The organism is Streptomyces sp. NPDC055189 (assembly GCF_053606765.1).
This window is the reverse complement of the sequence record NZ_JBSGSG010000042.1, coordinates 22,820-39,748: the sequence shown is the minus strand read 5'-3', so window position 1 is coordinate 39,748 and position 16,929 is coordinate 22,820. Positions and strand designations below refer to the sequence as shown.

Sequence of the window (16,929 nt, the reverse complement as noted above, 5' to 3'; positions counted from 1 at the left end):
GGGTTGGGGATAAATCAGCCCCGCTTCAAGCCCAGCACCTCGGACGCCGCGAAGGTCTCATTCGCGGGCCGCCCCGCGTAATAAGACGACAGAACCCCGTCGAGCTCCTCGTAAGTGAAGACGCCCTTCGCCGTGTCGAACTTCGCCGCCACCTTCGGCCGCTCGACCACCGCCACCATCCCGCCGTGGACCACCAACAGCTGGCCGTTGACCCCGGCCGCCGCGGGCGAGGCCAAGTAGCCCACCAGCGGGGCCACGTGCTCGGGAGCGAGCGCGTCTAGCTCGCCGTCTCCCGGCTCCTGGAAGCCCGCGAAGACGTCCTCGGTCATCCGCGTCCGCGCCCGCGGACAGATGACGTTCGCCGTCACCCCGTACTTGCCGAGGGCGAGCGCGCTCGACGTGGTCAGGCCGACGATGCCGCCCTTCGCCGCCGCGTAGTTCGGCTGGCCGGCGGACCCCGCGAGGAACGCCTCGGAGGAGGTGTTGACGATCCGGCCGTAGACCGGCTCGCCCGCCGCCTTGGAGCGGGCGCGCCAGTGCACGGACGCGAAGTGCGTCGTGTTGAAGTGGCCCTTGAGGTGGACGTGGATGACCGAGTCCCACTCGCTCTCGCTCATGGAGAAGATCATCCGGTCCCGCAGGATCCCCGCGTTGTTGACCAGGATGTCGAGCTTGCCGTACGTGTCGATCGCCAACTGGACGAGCCCGCGCGCCTGTTCGTGGTCCGCGACATCGCCCAGGTGCGCGACCGCCTGCCCGCCCGCCGCCCGGATCTGCGCCGCGACCTCTTCGGCGGGCGTCGCCGACGCCTCGCCCGAGCCGTCGCGGCCCGGCTGTCCGAAGTCGTTGACGACGACACTCGCGCCGAGCCGGGCCAGTTCCAGGGCCTCCGCACGCCCGAGACCCCGGCCCGCTCCTGTCACGATCGCGGCCAAACCGTCCAGTGGCCGTGGCAATGGCTGTGGCTGTGGCTGTGCCATCAGGGATCGAAGTCCTCTCAGATCTCGATGCACGTACGCAGCGCGACGCCCGTACGCATCTGGTCAAGCGCTTCGTTGATCTCGGAGAGCGGCACCCGGTGGGTGATCATGCTCTCCAGGTCGATCCGGCCCGCCCGCCACAGGGCGATGGCCCGCTCGTAGGACTGCAGGACGTCGCCGCCGCCGTACATGGACGGCAGGATCTTCTTCTCGTCGAAGAACAGCTCGAACATGTTCAGCTGGAGGTTGTCGTCCATGGCGCCCGCGCCGACGATGACGAGCGTGCCGCCGCGTCGCGTCGTCTCGTACGCGGTGCGGGCGGTGGCGGACTTGCCGACGACCTCGAAGACGTAGTCGAAGCCCTCGCCCCCGGTGATCCGCTGCTTGGCGTCATCGAGGGCGTCCGGCGCGACCGCCTCCGTGGCGCCGAACCGCAGCGCGGCCTCGCGCCGCGACTGGACCGGGTCGACCGCGACGATCTGCGCGGCGCCCTTGAGCCGCGCGCCCTGGATCGCGGAGATGCCGACGCCGCCGCAGCCGATGACGGCGATCGACGAACCGGCCTTCACGTCGGCGGTGTTGATGGCGGCCCCGAGCCCCGTCGTCACTCCGCAGCCGATGAGAGCGGCGATGTCGAAGGGCACGTCGTCCGGGATCGGCACGGCGCAGCCCGCGTCGACCACGACCTCCTCGGTGAACGTCCCCGTGCCCGCGAAGCCGAAGACATCGCCGGCGGGGCGCTTGAAGTTGGGCGTGCCCGCGTTCATGAAGCCGGCCAGGCACAGCTGGCTCTGGCCGCGCTTGCACGCCGGACACTGACCGCAGGCCGGCAGCCAGCACACCAGGACCCGGTCGCCCCGGCTGACCCCGCTCACGCCCTCGCCGACGTCGATGATCTCGCCCGCGCCCTCGTGGCCGGGGATGAACGGTCCTGGCTGCGGCAGTACGCCGTTCATCGCGGAGACGTCGGAGTGGCACAGGCCCGTGGCCCGCACCCGGATCTTCACCTTGCCGGGGCCGAAGCCCACCGTCTCGACGTCGTCGAGGACCTCGAGTTTGTCCTGGCCTATCTCGTGCAGTACGGCTGCGCGCATGGTGCGGCTCCTCTCGTACGAAGATTCAGGCGTGTCCGTGGCTTCAGGAGTGGCCCTGGCTTCAGTTGTGCTCGACGATCGTGTCGGCGAGGACCGGAGCGTCGTCCCGTTCGACCGCTGTCACCGCCACTTGGACGCGGCCCTCGGTGCGCCACATCCGGATCCGCAGGGTCTCGCCGGGGAAGACGATCCCGGTGAAGCGCGTGCTGTAGCCGCGCACCCGCGAGACGTCGCCGCCGAGCAGCGTGTCGACGACGGCCTTGAGCGTCATCCCGTAGGTGCACAGGCCGTGCAGGATCGGCCGGTCGAAGCCCGCGAGCTTGGCGAACTCGGGGTCGGCGTGCAGCGGGTTCCAGTCGCCGGAGAGGCGGTAGAGCAGCGCCTGGTCCTCGCGGACGGCGCGCTCGACGGTCCTGTCGGGCTCGCCCTCGGGTGCCGGGAGGCGGGTGGAGGGGCCGCGTTCGCCGCCGAATCCGCCTTCGCCTCGTACGAAGATCTGGGCGTCGCTGGTCCACAACGGGCCGTCGCCGTCCGCCACGTCGGTGCGCAGGACGAGGATCGCGGCTTTGCCCTTGTCGTACACGGCGGCCACCTTGGAGGTGGTGACCGCCTTGCCCTTGACCGGGATCGGGCGGTGCAGCGTGATGCTCTGGCCGCCGTGCAGGACCGCGGCCAGATTCACCTCGATGCCGGGAGCCGAGAGCCCGCCGACGACGCCCATGCCGGCGCCCGCGACGGTCGCGAAGCTGGGCAGGACGTGCAGCTTCGACTCCAGGGTGTAGCGCAGCTCGTCGGGGTCGGTGGCGGGGACGCCCGCGCCCAGACCCAGGTGGTAGAGCTGGATGTCCTTGTGATCCCAGCCGATCTCGGCCGACCGGGGCTCCGCGGCCAGTGCTTTCGCGGCGTCGATGGGCATGTGGTTGGCAGCTCCTTGGCCGGTCTGAAGACTGACTGAAGACTGTCTGAAGACCTCGGTGCGGCCGTCCGCACCGTCGGTCGCACCGAGGTCGCAACAGGGCCGGAAGGAGCCCGTTCTAGAACGCGTTCCAGTCCGGCGATCCCATGTATAGCCGAGCGTCCGGTAGTTGTGAAGACTCCTGACGTCACGTCAGATAGGCGGTGCGGGGCAGTCGCCGATCACGCGTGTGACATTTGTACCGGCCGAGTCCGTACAACCGCTTCTGCCCCCGTCCCGCCCGGGATTCGTAACGTCATCACCGTGACGAAGGCGTTCCCGCCGACGACGAGGCGCCACGGCGCGACAGGAGAAGCAATGCCGGTGAAGAGCTTCTGGCAGAGGCACACACGTCTCGCGGGATGGAAGCACAGCAGCAAGGAGCAGCTCGCCGAGATGCGGGCGCACGAGAAGTCGGGCCGGAGCAAGCCGGAGGACCTGGGCCCGCCCAACGGCTTCGCGATGTTGCCCTGGCTCCTGATGGGCATGGGCTCCTTCTCCAACCTGCTCCAGGGCAAGACCGGCAACCCCTGGCTCGCCGGGATCGGCCTGCTGACCTTCAACTCCCTCTACATCTCCGTGGTGTTCCGCGCCTTCACCAAGCAGGCCAGGGAGGCGCGCGCGACCAAGTACTCGCTGCTCGGCCTCACCGCGGTCACCTTCGCCCTCGCCATCGGCTACGGCGGCAGCTGGCTGATGTTCTTCCCGCTGCTGGGCCTGGCGACCGGCTCGGTCCTGCGGGGCAAGCAGCTGGCTCCCGCGGGGTTCGCCCTGAGCATCGCGGCGGCGGTGGTCGGCGGCCTGAAGGACGGCTGGGACGCGGCGGGCATCGCGTACGGCACGTTCCTCTCCGTCATGGTGACGGCGGCGATCCTGGCCCTCTCCGAGACGGTCAAGGAACTGCGCACCACCCGCGAGGAGCTGGCCCGCAGCGCCGTGGAGAAGGAGCGCCTTCGCTTCTCCCGGGACCTGCACGACCTGCTCGGCCACACCCTCTCGGTGATCGTGGTCAAGGCGGAGGCGACGCGGCGTCTCGCGCCCCGCGACCTGGAGGCGGCGCTCGGCCAGGTCTCCGACATCGAGTCCGTCGGCCGCCAGGCCCTGACCGAGATCCGCGAGGCGGTGACCGGCTACCGCGAGGGCAGCCTCGCCACGGAGCTCGACCGGGCCCGCGACCTCCTGGACGCGGCGGGCATCGAGTCGGTCGTACGCCAGTCGGGGCCGCCGCTCGCCCCCCAGACGGCGGCGCTGCTCGGCTGGGTGGTCCGCGAGTCAGCCACGAATGTCGTACGCCACTCCGAGGCGACCCGCTGCGAGATCGAGGTGAGCGGCACCGCCGAACGGACTCGGCTGCTGATCACCGACGACGGCCGCGGCGTAGGCTCGACAGCGCCCGGCAGCGGGCTGAAGGGCCTGGCCGAACGCCTGGCGGCGGCGGGCGGCTCCCTGGAGTCAGGGCCCGGACCGCGCGGCGGCTTCCGGGTCACGGCGGAGCTGCCGGTCACCGAGTTCAGCACCGGCCCCGCCGTGACCGGTCCCGTTGTGGAGGAGCGCACCCCATGATCAGAGTCCTGCTCGCCGAGGATCAGGGCATGATGCGCAGCGCCCTCGCGCTGCTGCTCGGCATGGAGGAGGACATCGAGGTCGTCGCGCAGGTCGGCGCGGGCGACGAGATCGTGGGTGCGGCGCTGAACTCCCGCCCCGATGTGGCGCTCCTCGACATCGAGCTGCCGGGCATCAGCGGGATCGACGCGGCGGCGGCGCTGCGGGAGGAGTGCCCCGAGTGCCGGGTCCTCATCCTCACGACCTTCGGCAGGCCCGGCTATCTGCGCCGGGCGATGGAGGCGGGCGCGGTGGGCTTCCTCGTCAAGGACGGCCCCGTCGAGGACCTCGCGGAGGCGATCCGGCAGGCGCTGCGGGGCGAGACGGTGATCGACCCCGCGCTGGCCGCGGCCGCCCTGAGCGCGGGGCCCAGCCCGCTGACGACGCGGGAGGCGGATGTCCTGCGGGCCTCCGTGGACGGAGCGACGGTCGCCGACATCGCGTCGAAGCTGCATCTCTCGGAGTCGACGGTGCGGAACTATCTCTCGGGGGCGATCGGGAAGACGGGGACGCGGAATCGCATGGAGGCGGTACGGGAGGCTCGGCAGCGGGGCTGGCTTTAGCGGGCCCCCTGGCCTTGAGCACCGCCGATCACCGGCTCCGCCGAGTTCGTCCTCAAACGCCGGACGGGCTGACACGCCCGTCCCGCGGCATCCACAGCAGCAGCACAAGGACCCCGGCCAGCAAAATGCACCCACTCGTCCGGAACGCCATCGAGTACCCCGCGGTAAGCGCCTCCGGAGTAGTGGAACCACCCATCCGCGACGCGGAAACCGTCGAGAGCACCGCGAGGCCCAGCGCGCCGCCCATCGTGCGCGAGGTGTTGATGAGCCCCGAGACGAGCCCCGCGTCCGCGGGGTCGGCGCCCGAGGTGCCGAGGGAGGCCAGCGGGGTGGTGGCGAGCCCGGCGCCGAACATCATCATGATGCCGGGCAGCATGATCGAGGTGACGTAGTCGCCGTCGGCGGTCATCAGGGACTGCCAGCCGAACCCGGCCGCCGCCACCAGAATCCCCAGCACGGACACGTTCTTCGCCCCGAGCACCCGCATCAGCCGAGGCGCCAGCTTCGACCCGAAGACGATGGTGAGCGAGGAGGGAATCAGCGCGAGGCCCGCCTTGAGGGCCGAGTAGCCGAGCACGTTCTGCGCGTAGAGCGTCATGAAGAACCACATGGCGAACATGCCGCCGCCGCACACGAACATCGCCGCGTTCGCCGCCGAAACGGACCGCACCCTGAACAGCTTGAGCGGCATCAGCGGCACCTTCGTACGCGCCTCCACCAGGAGGAAGAGGCCGAGCAGCAGGAGCCCGGCGGCCAGCGGCACCAGGGTCGCCGAAGCCGTCCAGCCCTTCTCTTCCGTCTGCACGATCCCGTACGCGAGCGTGGCGAGCCCCGCCGTCACGAGCACCGCGCCCGGCACGTCGAGCCGGCGCGCCTCGCCGGCCCGGCTCTCGGTCAGCCAGGCCACGCCCGCGACGACGACGAGGGCGCCGATCGGCACGTTGATCAGGAGCACCCAGCGCCAGGAGAGCAGGTCGGTGAGGACACCGCCGACGAGACCGCCCGCGGCACCGCCGCCCGCGCCCACCGCGGACCAGGTGCCGATCGCCCGTATCCGGGCGGGTCCCTCGGGCACCGCCGAGGTGAGGATCGTCAGGGTGGAAGGGGCGAGGACCGCCGCGCCGAGGCCCTGCACGGCCCGCGCCACGAGCAGCTGCCACTCGGCCTGCGCGAGCCCGCCCGCGAGCGAGGCCACCGTGAAGAGCCCGAGCCCGACCAGGAACATCCGCTTGCGTCCGAAGAGGTCCCCGGCCCGCCCGCCGAGCAGCATGAAACCGGCGAAGGCGATCGAGTACGCGTTGACCACCCACTGCAGTCCGACCGCGCTCATGCCCAGGTCTGACCGCATGGAAGGCAGCGCGGTGTTCACCACCGACACGTCGAGCACGACCAGGAACTGCCCCGCGCAGGCGGCGAGCAGCACCGCCCATACGGGTGCGGACTTCCGCGCGGTCGCGGCTATGTAAGTGTCGGGGGGCGTTTGGACCATGACGGGAATGTTCTCAGGGATTGCGTGCCCCGTGCATCGGGGTTTCGGCGCAAAGATCCTCGGCCGCGGGTCCTAGGACTCACGCCGGGACTCACGGCCACCGTCCGTCCCTGGCCCCTATCCCTTTATCCCTTCCGCAGCAGCGTCACCACAGCCGCCCCACCAAGGCCGATGTTGTGCGCCATCCCCACCCGGGCCCCTGCCACCTGCCTGGCCCCGGCATCTCCCCTCAACTGCCATGTGAGTTCCGCCACTTGCGCGATACCGGTCGCGCCGAGCGGGTGTCCTTTGGAGATCAGACCGCCCGACGGGTTCACCACCCACCGCCCGCCGTACGTCGTCGCCCCGCTCTCCACGAGCTTCCCGGACTCGCCCGCCGCGCACATGCCGAGCGCCTCGTAGGTGAGGAGCTCGTTGACCGAGAAGCAGTCGTGCAGCTCGATCACGTCGACGTCCTCGATGCCGAGCCCCGACCTCTCGTACACCTGCCGCGCCGCCGCCCTCGACATCGGCTGCCCCACGACGTCGATGCACGAGCCCGAGTCGAAGGACTCCCCCGTGTCCGTCGTCATCGCCTGCGCGGCGATCTCCACGGCGCGGTCCTGGAGGCCGTGCCGCTCCACGAACCGCTCCGACACCACCACCGCCGCCGCGGACCCGTCCGAGGTCGGCGAACACTGCAGCTTGGTGAGGGGGCGGTGGATGGTCTTGGCGGCGAGGATCTCGTCGACCGTGTACTCGTCCTGGAACTGGGCGTACGGATTGTGCACCGAGTGCCGGTGGTTCTTGGCGCCGACCGCGGCGAGCTGCGCCTCCGTCGTCCCGTACTTCTCCATGTGCTCGCGCGCCGCGTTGCCGAAGATCTGGGCGGTGGGCGGGGTCATCTCGAAGCCGTGCCGTGCCGCCATCACGCCGTAGTGCCTGGCGACGGGGGACGTCTTGAAGTCCCCGCCGTCACTACCGCCCCCCAGCGCGCCCCGCGCCATCTTTTCGAAGCCGAGCGCGAGCACGCAGTCGTTGATGCCGCCCTCGACGAACTGCCGCGCCATCATCAGCGCGGTCGACGCGGTCGCGCAGTTGTTGTTCACGTTGTAGACGGGGACGCCGGTCAGGCCCAGTTCGTACGCGGCCCGCTGCCCCGCCGTCGAGGCCTGGAAGCAGTAGCCGACCGGGACCTGCTCCACGTCCTCGTACGAGATCCCGGCGTCGTCGAGCGCCTTGGTGCCCGCCTCCTTCGCCATGTCCCAGTACTGCCAGTCCCGCGTCTCGGGCTTCTCGAACTTCGTCATTCCGACGCCGACTATGTACGCCTTCACTGTCCGGCTCCTTCTATATGACGGGGCTAGATGATGGGGCGCGGCTCGGGGTCCCTCGGCAGGCCGAGGAGCCGCTCCGCGACGACGTTCAGCTGCACCTGCGTGGTCCCGCCCGCGATGGTCAGGCAGCGCGACATCAAGAAGCCGTGCAGCGCCCGCTCCCCCGCGCCCTCGCGGACCGCACCCGCCGGACCGAGCAGTTCGATGGCGAGCTCGGCGACCTTCTGCTGGTGCGGGGTCTGCACGAGCTTGCGGACCGAGGCCCCGGCCCCCGGTTCCGCGCCGGACACCTGCCGCATCGTGGTGCGCAGCCCGATGCAGGCGAGCGCGTGCGCTTCAGCGGCGAGCGCGCCGATCCGCGCGCGGCACGCGCCATCGAGATCTGCGGCGCGCCCGATGAGCGCCTCCAGGCCGGTGTCGAAGGTCAGCTGGTCGGCCATGTGGACGCGTTCGTTGCCGAGGGTGTGGCGCGCGACCCGCCAGCCGTCGTTCACCTCGCCGACCACCGCGTCGGCGGGCAGCAGGACGTCGTCGAAGTAGACCTCGTTGAAGAGGGAGTCCCCGGTGATCTCCTTCAGCGGGCGGATGTCGACGCCCGAGGCGCGTTTCATGTCGATGAGGAAGTACGTCAGCCCCTTGTGCTTGGGCGCTTCGGGGTCCGTGCGGGCGAGGAGGATTCCGTGGTCGGCCCACTGCGCCGCGCTCGTCCACACCTTCTGCCCGTTGATCAGCCAGCCGCCATCGACCTGCTCGGCCCGCGTCCGCAGGGATGCCAGGTCCGAACCCGCCCCGGGCTCGCTGAAGAGCTGGCACCACAGCACCTCGCCCCGGAGGGTCGGCGCGAGGAACCGCTCCTGCTGCTCCCGCGTCCCGTACGCGATGAGCGAGGGCACCACCCAGGTGGCGATCCCGAGATCGCTGACGCGCACTCCGGCGGCCGCAAGCTCCTGCTGGACGGCGAGCTGCTGGACGGGGCCGGCACCGAGGCCGTACGGCTCGGGCAGATGGGGCGCGGCATAGCCGGTCGGGGCGAGTGCCTTGCGGGCGGCGGCCGGGTCGAGCCCGCGGGTGGGCGCGATGACCTCACGGGCTCGCTCCCGGTACGCGTCCGCCTCCTCCGGCAGCTCCATCCGCAGCTCCCTGCGCGCCCCGCCCTCCGCGAGCCGCACCGCACGCAGCCGGTGCGCGTCGCCGGTGCCGAGCAGCTGCCGGGCAACCAGTGACCTGCGCAGATACAGGTGCGCGTCGTGCTCCCAGGTGAAGCCGATGCCGCCGAGGATCTGGATGGCGTCCTTGGCGCAGGAGTACGCGGCGTCGAGCGCGGACCCGGCGGCCAGCGCGGCCACGAGCCCCCGCACCTCCGGCGGCTCACCGGCCGCCCGCGCCGCGTCCCACGCGAGTGCCCGCGCCTGTTCGAGCCGCACCAGCATGTCGGCGCAAGCGTGCTTGACCGCCTGGAACTGCCCGATGGGCCGCCCGAACTGCTCGCGCACCTTGGCATGCTCGACGGCCGTCTCCAGCGCCCAGCCGGCCACCCCGCACGCGTCCGCCGCGTACAGGGCGCACGCCAGGTCCCGTACGAGTGCCGCGTCGACGTCGAGCACCCGCCCGGCCGGGACCTCCACCCCGGCGGCCGTCACCTCGGCGGTGGGCCGCGTCGGGTCGGCGCTCTCCTGTGTACGTACGGTCAGCTCAGCCGCGTCGACGGCGAGCCACACGGTCGCGCGCGCGGACTCCGCAGAGACCGCGGGCAGGATCAGCAGGTCGGCGTCGGCTCCGCAGAGCACGGGCGGCGCGGTGCCGTCGAGGACGTAGCCGTCCGCCACGGACACCGCGGTCAGCGTGCCCGCGTCGAGCGCGACGGCGCCGATCCGCGCCCCGGAGGCCAGGTCGGCGGCGAGCTCGCGGGCGCCCGCCCCGTGCAGCACGGCCGAGGCGAGGGAGCTCGCCAGGTACGGCCCCGGCAGCGCGGCGCGACCCGCCTCCTCCAGGACGACCGCGAGGTCCACCAGGTCGCCGCCCCCGCCGCCGCACTCCTCCGGCAGGTGCACCGCGAGCAGGCCCTGCTCGGCGAGGCCGTCCCAGTAGGCGGGCCTGCCGCCCGTGCCGGGCGGGGCGTCGAGCAGTTTGCGTATCTCCTCTGGCGGTACGGCGCGGGCGGTCCAGCCGCGCACCGCCGCCGCCAACTCCCCTTGTTCCTGCGTGATTCCGATGCCCATGCGCGTCCTCGCCGGTAGCAGCTTCCGGGACGGCGACAGACTAGAACACGTTCCAATCTGACGGAAGGTCAGATGCGGGGCCGGTTGACGCACCACTTATCCGGCTGGTTAACAACAGGTCAAGAATTCCCCTCGTACGACATCCGTCGGAATAGTCGCCCGGGGAAACAGGTTCGCACTGCACGTACCCCTGCCAGTTTTCTGCACCGCCCCCGGAGGCCCCACGTAATGACGCAGTCGACGACCCACCAACGCGGCCCCCGCGGAGTCGTCCCCGTACTCGCCTTCGCCGGCATCGTCGTCGCGGTGATGCAGACGCTCCTGGTGCCGGTCATCAAGGACCTGCCCACGCTGCTCAGCACCTCGCCGTCGAACGCCACCTGGGTCATGACGGCGACCCTGCTCGCGGGCGCCGTCTCGACCCCGATCATGGGCCGCCTCGGTGACCTCTACGGCAAGCGCCGGATGCTCCTCACGAGCCTGGCCGTGATGGTCGTGGGATCGCTGATCTGCGGTTTCACCGATGACCTCGTCGTGATGATCGTCGGCCGCGCGCTCCAGGGCTTCGCGATGGGCGCCATCCCGCTCGGCATCGGCCTGATGCGCGACGAGCTGCCCCGCGAGAAGCTCGGCTCCGCGATGGCCCTGATGAGCTCCTCCATCGGCGTCGGCGGCGGCCTCGCGCTGCCGCTCGCGGCACTGACCGCGCAGCACGCCGACTGGCACGCCCTGTTCTTCGGCGCGGCGGGCCTTGGCGTCATATCGATGCTCCTGACGGTGGCCTTCGTACCCGAGAGCAAGGTGAAGGCCCAGGGCACCTTCGACGTGATCGGCGCGTTCGGCCTCTCCGCGGGACTCGTCCTCTTCCTCCTGCCCATCACCAAGGGCAGCGACTGGGGCTGGACCTCGGGCATGACGCTCGGCCTGTTCGCCGCGGCAGCGGTCGTCCTCGTCCTGTGGGGCGTGATGGAGCTGCGCCTCAAGGCCCCGCTGGTGGACCTGCGCACCACGGCCCGCCCCGCGGTCCTGTTCACCAACCTGGCTTCGATCATGGTCGGCGTGGCGTTCTACGCGATCTCGCTCGTCCTGCCCCAGCTGCTCCAGCTCCCGACCGCCACCGGCTACGGCCTCGGCCAGTCCATGGTCGTCGCGGGCCTGTGCGTGGCGCCGCTGGGCCTCACGATGATGTTCACGGCGCCGGTGTACGCGCGTCTGTCGGCGAAGTACGGCCCGAAGGTGACCCTCATCCTCGGCATGCTGATCATCGCGATCGGCTACGGCGCCGGCCTCGGCCTGATGAGCGCCGCCTGGCAGACGATCATCATCGCGGTGGTCGTGGGCGCGGGCATCGGCCTCGCGTACTCCTCGCTCCCGGCACTGATCATCGGCGCCGTGCCCGCGTCGGAGACGGGTGCGGCGAACGGCCTGAACACCCTGATGCGCTCGATCGGCACGTCGGTGTCGAGCGCCGTGATCGGCATGGTCCTCGCCAACACCGCGGACCACGTGGGTGGCGTCGCGATCCCGACGATGACGGGCTTCCGCACGTCCTTCCTGATCGCCACGGGTGCGGTCGCCCTGGGCCTGGTCTTCGCCCTCTTCCTCCCCTCCGCCCGCCGCTCGGTCAAGACCCAGCTCCGGGCCAGCAGCGAGGAGGACGCGAACCTGCGGGCCGCCACGGAGGCGCTCGCCGGTTTCCACGGCCGGGTGCTTGCGCCCTCCGGGGTGCCGGTCGCCCGTGCCAAGGTCACGCTGATCGACCGCCGGGGGCGGCAGGCGGGGTCCGCGCTCACGGATGAGGGCGGGCGCTATTCGCTCTCCGTCCCGGGCGACGGCTCCTACGTCCTCGCGGCGACGGCCGCCGGGCATGCGCCGCTTGCCTCCGCGGCGGCGCATCGCGGGGACGACCGGGCGGTGGAGATGGACCTGCTGCTGCCGGGCGGGAGTGACGTGCTGGCGTAGGGCGGGCCCTGCGGGGCCCAGACCCCGTACAAGATGGCCTCAAACGCCGGCCGGGCTGGATTCCCGGCCCGGCCGGCGTTGCCGGTGATGACGGCCACCGAGACCCCCGCACCCCTACCCCCGCGGCGCGGCCTTCTCCAGCTCGTCAATGGTCCCGGACATCACAGTCCGGACATGCTCGGTCAGGTGCTCCGAGGGCCAGTCCCACCACCCGACGGCCAGCAGCCGCGCAATCTCGTCCTCGCTGTAGCGGCGCCGAATCAGCTTGGCGGGATTCCCCCCGACCACCCCGTAATCGGGAACGTCGTCCACGACAACAGACCCCGAAGCGATGACCGCCCCGTTCCCGATCCGCACCCCCGGCATCACCATCACCCCGTACCCGAACCACACGTCATGCCCGACAACGGTGTCCCCCCGCCCGGGCAACCCGCTGATCAGATCGAAGTGCTCGCCCCACGAACCCCCCATGATGGGGAAGGGAAACGTCGAGGGCCCGTCCATCCGGTGGTTCGCGCCGTTCATGATGAACCGCACCCCCGTCCCGAACGCACAGAACTTCCCGATACGGAGCTTCTCCGGCCCGTAGTGGTAGAGGACATTGCGCGTCTCGAACGCTGTCGCGTCATCCGGATCGTCGTAGTACGAGAACTCCCCCACCTCGATCAGCGGCGACTTCACCAGCGGCTTCAGGAGCACGACACGGGGCTGGTCCGGAAACGGATGCAGCACCGTCGGATCGGCCGGGACGTTGTTCATGGAAGCGTTCACGGAAGCTGCCTCTCACTACGGATCCACGGCCCCGCCTCCCTCAACGGCCGGGCCATGCGGCAGCATAGGGCGGCCCGCAGACGTACCCCACCGCATTTACGACCGGGAGGAACCCCGCATGGCCCCCATGGCCGCCCCGCACCCCGAGCCGGAGATTCTCGCCGCCTTCGAAGCGGCGAAGGGCTTCATGCCCGCCGGTGAGGGCCTCGCCCTGTACGCGGCGGCGGCGGACGCGGCGGCGCTCGGGCTGCCGCTCCTGGAGGTCGGTACATACTGCGGCCGCTCCACGATCCTGCTCGCCGACGCCGCACGCGCGGCAGGCGTCACGGCGATCACCGTGGACCACCACCGCGGCAGCGAGGAGCAGCAGCCGGGCTGGGAGTACCACGACCCGGCGACGGTCGACCCGGAGGTCGGCCGCATGGACACCCTCCCGACCTTCCGCCGCACGCTGCACCACGCGGGCCTGGAGGAGCACGTGATCGCGATCGTCGGGCGCTCGCCGCAGGTGGCGAAGGCGTGGGGCGGGCCGCTCGGCCTGGTCTTCATCGACGGCGGCCACACGGACGAGCACGCGACGGGCGACTACGAGGGCTGGGCCCCGCACATCGCCACCGGCGGCCTACTGGTGATCCACGACGTCTTCCCGGACCCGGCGGACATCATGACCGGCCAGGCCCCGTACCGCGTCTACCTCAGGGCACTGGAGTCCGGCGCGTTCACCGAGGTCTCGGCAACCGACTCCCTGCGCGTCCTGCGTCGAACGGGCGCGGGGATCTGACCTCCCGGTTAGAGTCGCTCTCGTGTCGTACGTAGGCCCGGACAGTCAGCCCCCACGCCCGCCCCGCCGTTTCACCGGCGGCCCCCTCACCGTGACGCTCGCCGCGCTGGTGCCCACCTGCCTGGCCGGGTGGCTCATCTATGAGGCGACGAGCGGGCCGGGAGGCGACGAGCCGGCGAGATCGCTGCCCGCCACGAGCCAGTCCGCGCAGGACCCCTCGTCCGCCCGGCCGTCGCCGTCGGCATCCGGGAAGAAGGACGACGACAAGGCGGACGGCAAGGGCGACGAGGACAAGGCGAGCGACGAACCCAGCGCGTCGAAGCCCCCGAAGTCCTCCGGCCGCCCCGCCGCCTCCGGCCCGCTCAAGGGCAAGGTCGTCGTCATCGACCCCGGTCACAACACCGGCAACGGCAAGCACACGGCCGAGATCAACCGCCTGGTCAACGTCGGTACGCACCGCAAGGAGTGCGACACCACGGGCACCTCCACGAACAACGGTTACACCGAGGCCGAGTTCACCCTCTCCGTCTCGCGCCACCTGCGCACGCTGCTCCAGAAGGAGGGCGCCACGGTGAAGTTCACGCAGGACGGCGACCGACCCTGGGGCCCCTGCGTCGACGAGCGCGCCCGCATCGGCAACGAAGCCGACGCGGACGCCGTCGTCTCCGTGCACGCCGACGGATCGGCGGCCGGCAACCGCGGCTTCCACGTCATCCTGCCCGCGTCGGTGAAGTCCGGCGCCGCGGACACCTCCAAGATCGTCGTCCCGTCACGCGACCTCGGCGAGCGCATCGCCGGCAATTTCCTGAAGGCGACGGGCAGCGCCCCGTCCAACTACATCGGTAACGGCACCGGACTCGACGTGCGCAAGGATCTGGGCGGCCTCAACCTCTCCACCGTCCCCAAGGTGTTCATCGAGTGCGGCAACATGCGGGACTCGAAGGACGAGGCGTTGATCACGAATGACGCCTGGCGGCAGAAGGCGGCTCGGGGGATCTCGGACGGAATCGTGAGTTTTCTGCGGGGATAACGCGTCGGTAGCTCTTTATCCCGAGCAGACACCCCACCCGTGGGAACGATAATGTCCTCCGTACGATGGGGGGCCATCCCCGCGCTCTGCGCCGAGACCTGCGGCGAGCGACGCCTCCACCGACGAGACGACTTACGAAGGACCTGAAGTGAATATCCGCTCTCTCACTCGAGGCGACGGCGTGGTGATCGGGGCAGCGGTGTTGCTGTTCATCGCCTCGTTCTTGGACATCTGGGATATCGACACCATCTCGGACTCCGCCGACATGCCCAACGCCTGGAACAGCGGGCCGTTCCTGCTGAGCGTCACCCTGGCCGGCCTCATCGGCGCCGTCTGCATCATCGTGGCCCGCGGCCTGCCCGCGGCCCCGAAGGTCCTCGGCATCGACCTCGGCCACTTCGGCGTCGTCTTCTCCGTGGCCGCGCTCTGGAGCGCCCTCGGCCAGATCTTCGACCCGGCCAGCGGCATCGACAACATGGGCCAGGGCGACAGCGGCATCGACGCCGGCATCGGCACGATTCTTTCGCTGATCGCCACGCTGGTCCTGGCCGCCGGGGCGATCCTCTCCCTGACCGTCCCGGCCTTCAAGGCCCCCCTCGTCGGCGCCCCGCGTCCCGCCCCGCAGCCCTACGGCGGTCAGCCGCAGGGTGGCTACGGCTACCCCGGTGCGCAGGGCCAGCCCCAGCAGGGCCAGCCGTACGGTGCCCAGCCCGGCCAGCCCCAGCAGGGTCAGCCCTACGGCGCCCAGCCGGGTCAGCCGCAGGGGCAGACGCCGCCTCCCGCGGCGGCGCAGGCCACCGGTGACTTCTCGCCGTTCTGGTTCGCCGTGCCGGTGCCGCGTCCGCTGTACGCGGAGGACGGTTCGCCGACGCCGATCGCCGAACTGGCGCCCGGTACCTGGTACCTGGCCGTCGAGCAGCGCGGCCCCGGCCTGGTGGCCCAGACGCAGGACGGCCGTCGCGGCGTACTGCAGGACACCACGGGGATCCAGCGCGGCTGACCGGCCCGCCCTCCCGCACCTCGCGGCCCCTCGCCCTTCCGGGCGGGGGGCCGTTGTCGTACAGTCGCCCCTCTGCACTGAACTGACGTACCGTCAGAAAGGATCGGGGCATGGGCAACGGCATGCGCCTGGGGCTCGCACTCGGATACTGGGGCCGCGGTCCCGATCCCGGGCACGTGGCACTCGCCCGGGAGGCCGAGCGGCTCGGCTACGACTCCGTATGGACGGCGGAGGCGTGGGGTTCCGACGCCTTCACCCCACTGACCTGGATCGCGGCGCAGACCTCGCGGATCAAGCTGGGCACGGCGGTCGTGCAGATGGCGGCGCGGTCGCCGGTGACGACCGCGATGCACGCGCTGACCCTGGACCACCTGTCCGGCGGGCGGATGATGCTCGGGCTCGGGCTTTCCGGGCCGCAGGTGGTGGAGGGGTGGTACGGACGGCCGTTCCCGAAGTCGCCGCTGACCGCCACGCGGGAGTACGTGGACGTCATCCGCCAGGTGCTGCGGCGCGACGGCCCGGTCACCCTCGACGGACGCTTCCACTCCCACCCCTACCAGGGGGAGGACGGAAGCGGCCTCGGGAAGGCCTTGAAACCGATCACCCATCCACTGCGGGCGGACCTGCCGGTGCTGCTCGGCGCGGAGGGGCCGAAGAACATCGCGCAGACGGTGCGGATCGCGGACGGGTGGCTGCCGCTGTACTGGTCGCCGATGCGGTCCGACGTCTACGAGGCGTCGCTCGCGGGAGCGCGGGAGGGGTTCGTGGTCGCGCCCATGGCCCGGGCCAAGGTCTGCGACGACGTGGCGGAGGGCTTGCTTCCGGTCAAGGCGATGCTGGGGTTCTATATCGGCGGAATGGGGCACTCCGCGCGAAACTTTCATGCGGATCTGATGGCGCGGATGGGGTTCGAGGAGGAAGCGCGGCGAATTCAGGAGCTGTTTCTGGCGGGGCGCCGGGAGGAGGCGGTCCTTGCGGTTCCTGATGCATTCGCCGATGAGATCTCGCTGGTGGGTCCTCGCGAACGCATTGCGGAGAGGCTGGAGTTGTGGCGCAAGGGGCCGGTGACCGATCTGCTGGTGCTGGCGCCTGATCGGCATACGTTGCGGGTGCTGGCCGAGTTGAACGGTTAGGGCGTTCCCTGCGGGGCATCCCCAATCCCGCCCC

The 16,929-nt window shown here is 70.9% G+C and carries 14 protein-coding genes; 7 read left to right on the top strand and 7 right to left on the bottom strand.

The genetic code is table 11. The annotated features are described in order from the left end of the window. Positions 1-14 precede the first annotated feature (14 nt). From ACWFR3_RS26680 to ACWFR3_RS26670, 3 genes are all read right to left on the bottom strand, one after another. A complete protein-coding gene (locus tag ACWFR3_RS26680; RefSeq protein WP_453737157.1) occupies positions 15-980 on the bottom strand; it encodes a 3-oxoacyl-ACP reductase in 966 nt (321 codons plus the stop codon). A gap of 17 nt (positions 981-997) precedes the next feature. Then, positions 998-2,074, bottom strand: a complete 1,077-nt coding sequence (locus tag ACWFR3_RS26675) for a Zn-dependent alcohol dehydrogenase (protein WP_453737156.1) — start codon at positions 2,072-2,074, stop codon at positions 998-1,000. A 61-nt stretch (positions 2,075-2,135) separates the two neighbouring features. Next, entirely contained in the window at positions 2,136-2,990 is an 855-nt protein-coding gene (locus ACWFR3_RS26670; protein WP_453737155.1) for a MaoC/PaaZ C-terminal domain-containing protein, read from the bottom strand. A gap of 357 nt (positions 2,991-3,347) precedes the next feature. On the opposite strand from ACWFR3_RS26670, the gene ACWFR3_RS26665 reads away from it, so the two are divergent. Further along, positions 3,348-4,592, top strand: a complete 1,245-nt coding sequence (locus ACWFR3_RS26665) for a histidine kinase (RefSeq protein WP_453737154.1) — start codon at positions 3,348-3,350, stop codon at positions 4,590-4,592. After that, on the top strand, positions 4,589-5,194 hold the full coding sequence (locus ACWFR3_RS26660; protein WP_453737153.1) for a response regulator: 606 nt from the start codon (positions 4,589-4,591) through the stop codon (positions 5,192-5,194). Before ACWFR3_RS26665 ends, ACWFR3_RS26660 begins: the two co-directional genes overlap by 4 nt. Before the next feature lie 52 nt (positions 5,195-5,246). Here ACWFR3_RS26660 and ACWFR3_RS26655 read toward each other — a convergent pair whose 3' ends face one another. From ACWFR3_RS26655 to ACWFR3_RS26645, 3 genes are all read right to left on the bottom strand, one after another. Further along, a complete protein-coding gene (locus ACWFR3_RS26655) occupies positions 5,247-6,683 on the bottom strand; it encodes an MFS transporter (RefSeq protein ID WP_453737152.1) in 1,437 nt (478 codons plus the stop codon). 125 nt (positions 6,684-6,808) lie between these two features. Next, entirely contained in the window at positions 6,809-7,999 is a 1,191-nt protein-coding gene (locus tag ACWFR3_RS26650; protein ID WP_453737151.1) for a lipid-transfer protein, read from the bottom strand. A 26-nt stretch (positions 8,000-8,025) separates the two neighbouring features. Further along, entirely contained in the window at positions 8,026-10,218 is a 2,193-nt protein-coding gene (locus tag ACWFR3_RS26645; RefSeq protein ID WP_453737150.1) for an acyl-CoA dehydrogenase, read from the bottom strand. Positions 10,219-10,446: 228 nt separating this feature from the next. Here ACWFR3_RS26645 and ACWFR3_RS26640 point away from each other — a divergent pair, with 228 nt between their 5' ends. Continuing rightward, positions 10,447-12,180 (top strand): MFS transporter, encoded by a 1,734-nt coding sequence (locus ACWFR3_RS26640; RefSeq protein ID WP_453737149.1) that lies wholly within the window; start codon positions 10,447-10,449, stop codon positions 12,178-12,180. A 114-nt stretch (positions 12,181-12,294) separates the two neighbouring features. Here ACWFR3_RS26640 and ACWFR3_RS26635 read toward each other — a convergent pair whose 3' ends face one another. Further along, a complete protein-coding gene (locus ACWFR3_RS26635) occupies positions 12,295-12,939 on the bottom strand; it encodes a CatB-related O-acetyltransferase (protein ID WP_453737192.1) in 645 nt (214 codons plus the stop codon). A 139-nt stretch (positions 12,940-13,078) separates the two neighbouring features. Here ACWFR3_RS26635 and ACWFR3_RS26630 point away from each other — a divergent pair, with 139 nt between their 5' ends. The 4 genes from ACWFR3_RS26630 (at position 13,079) to ACWFR3_RS26615 (ending at position 16,895) form a co-directional block, all read left to right on the top strand. Further along, positions 13,079-13,732: a class I SAM-dependent methyltransferase gene (locus ACWFR3_RS26630; RefSeq protein ID WP_453737191.1), complete on the top strand. Its 654-nt coding sequence runs from the start codon at positions 13,079-13,081 to the stop codon at positions 13,730-13,732. Between the two features lie 22 nt (positions 13,733-13,754). Further along, entirely contained in the window at positions 13,755-14,762 is a 1,008-nt protein-coding gene (locus ACWFR3_RS26625; protein ID WP_453737148.1) for an N-acetylmuramoyl-L-alanine amidase, read from the top strand. Positions 14,763-14,910: 148 nt separating this feature from the next. Next, on the top strand, positions 14,911-15,762 hold the full coding sequence (locus ACWFR3_RS26620; protein ID WP_453737147.1) for a hypothetical protein: 852 nt from the start codon (positions 14,911-14,913) through the stop codon (positions 15,760-15,762). A 122-nt stretch (positions 15,763-15,884) separates the two neighbouring features. Continuing rightward, positions 15,885-16,895 carry an LLM class F420-dependent oxidoreductase gene (locus tag ACWFR3_RS26615; RefSeq protein WP_453737190.1) on the top strand — a complete coding sequence of 337 codons (1,011 nt, stop codon included), beginning with the start codon at positions 15,885-15,887 and terminating at the stop codon, positions 16,893-16,895. The last annotated feature ends 34 nt before the right edge of the window (positions 16,896-16,929 follow it).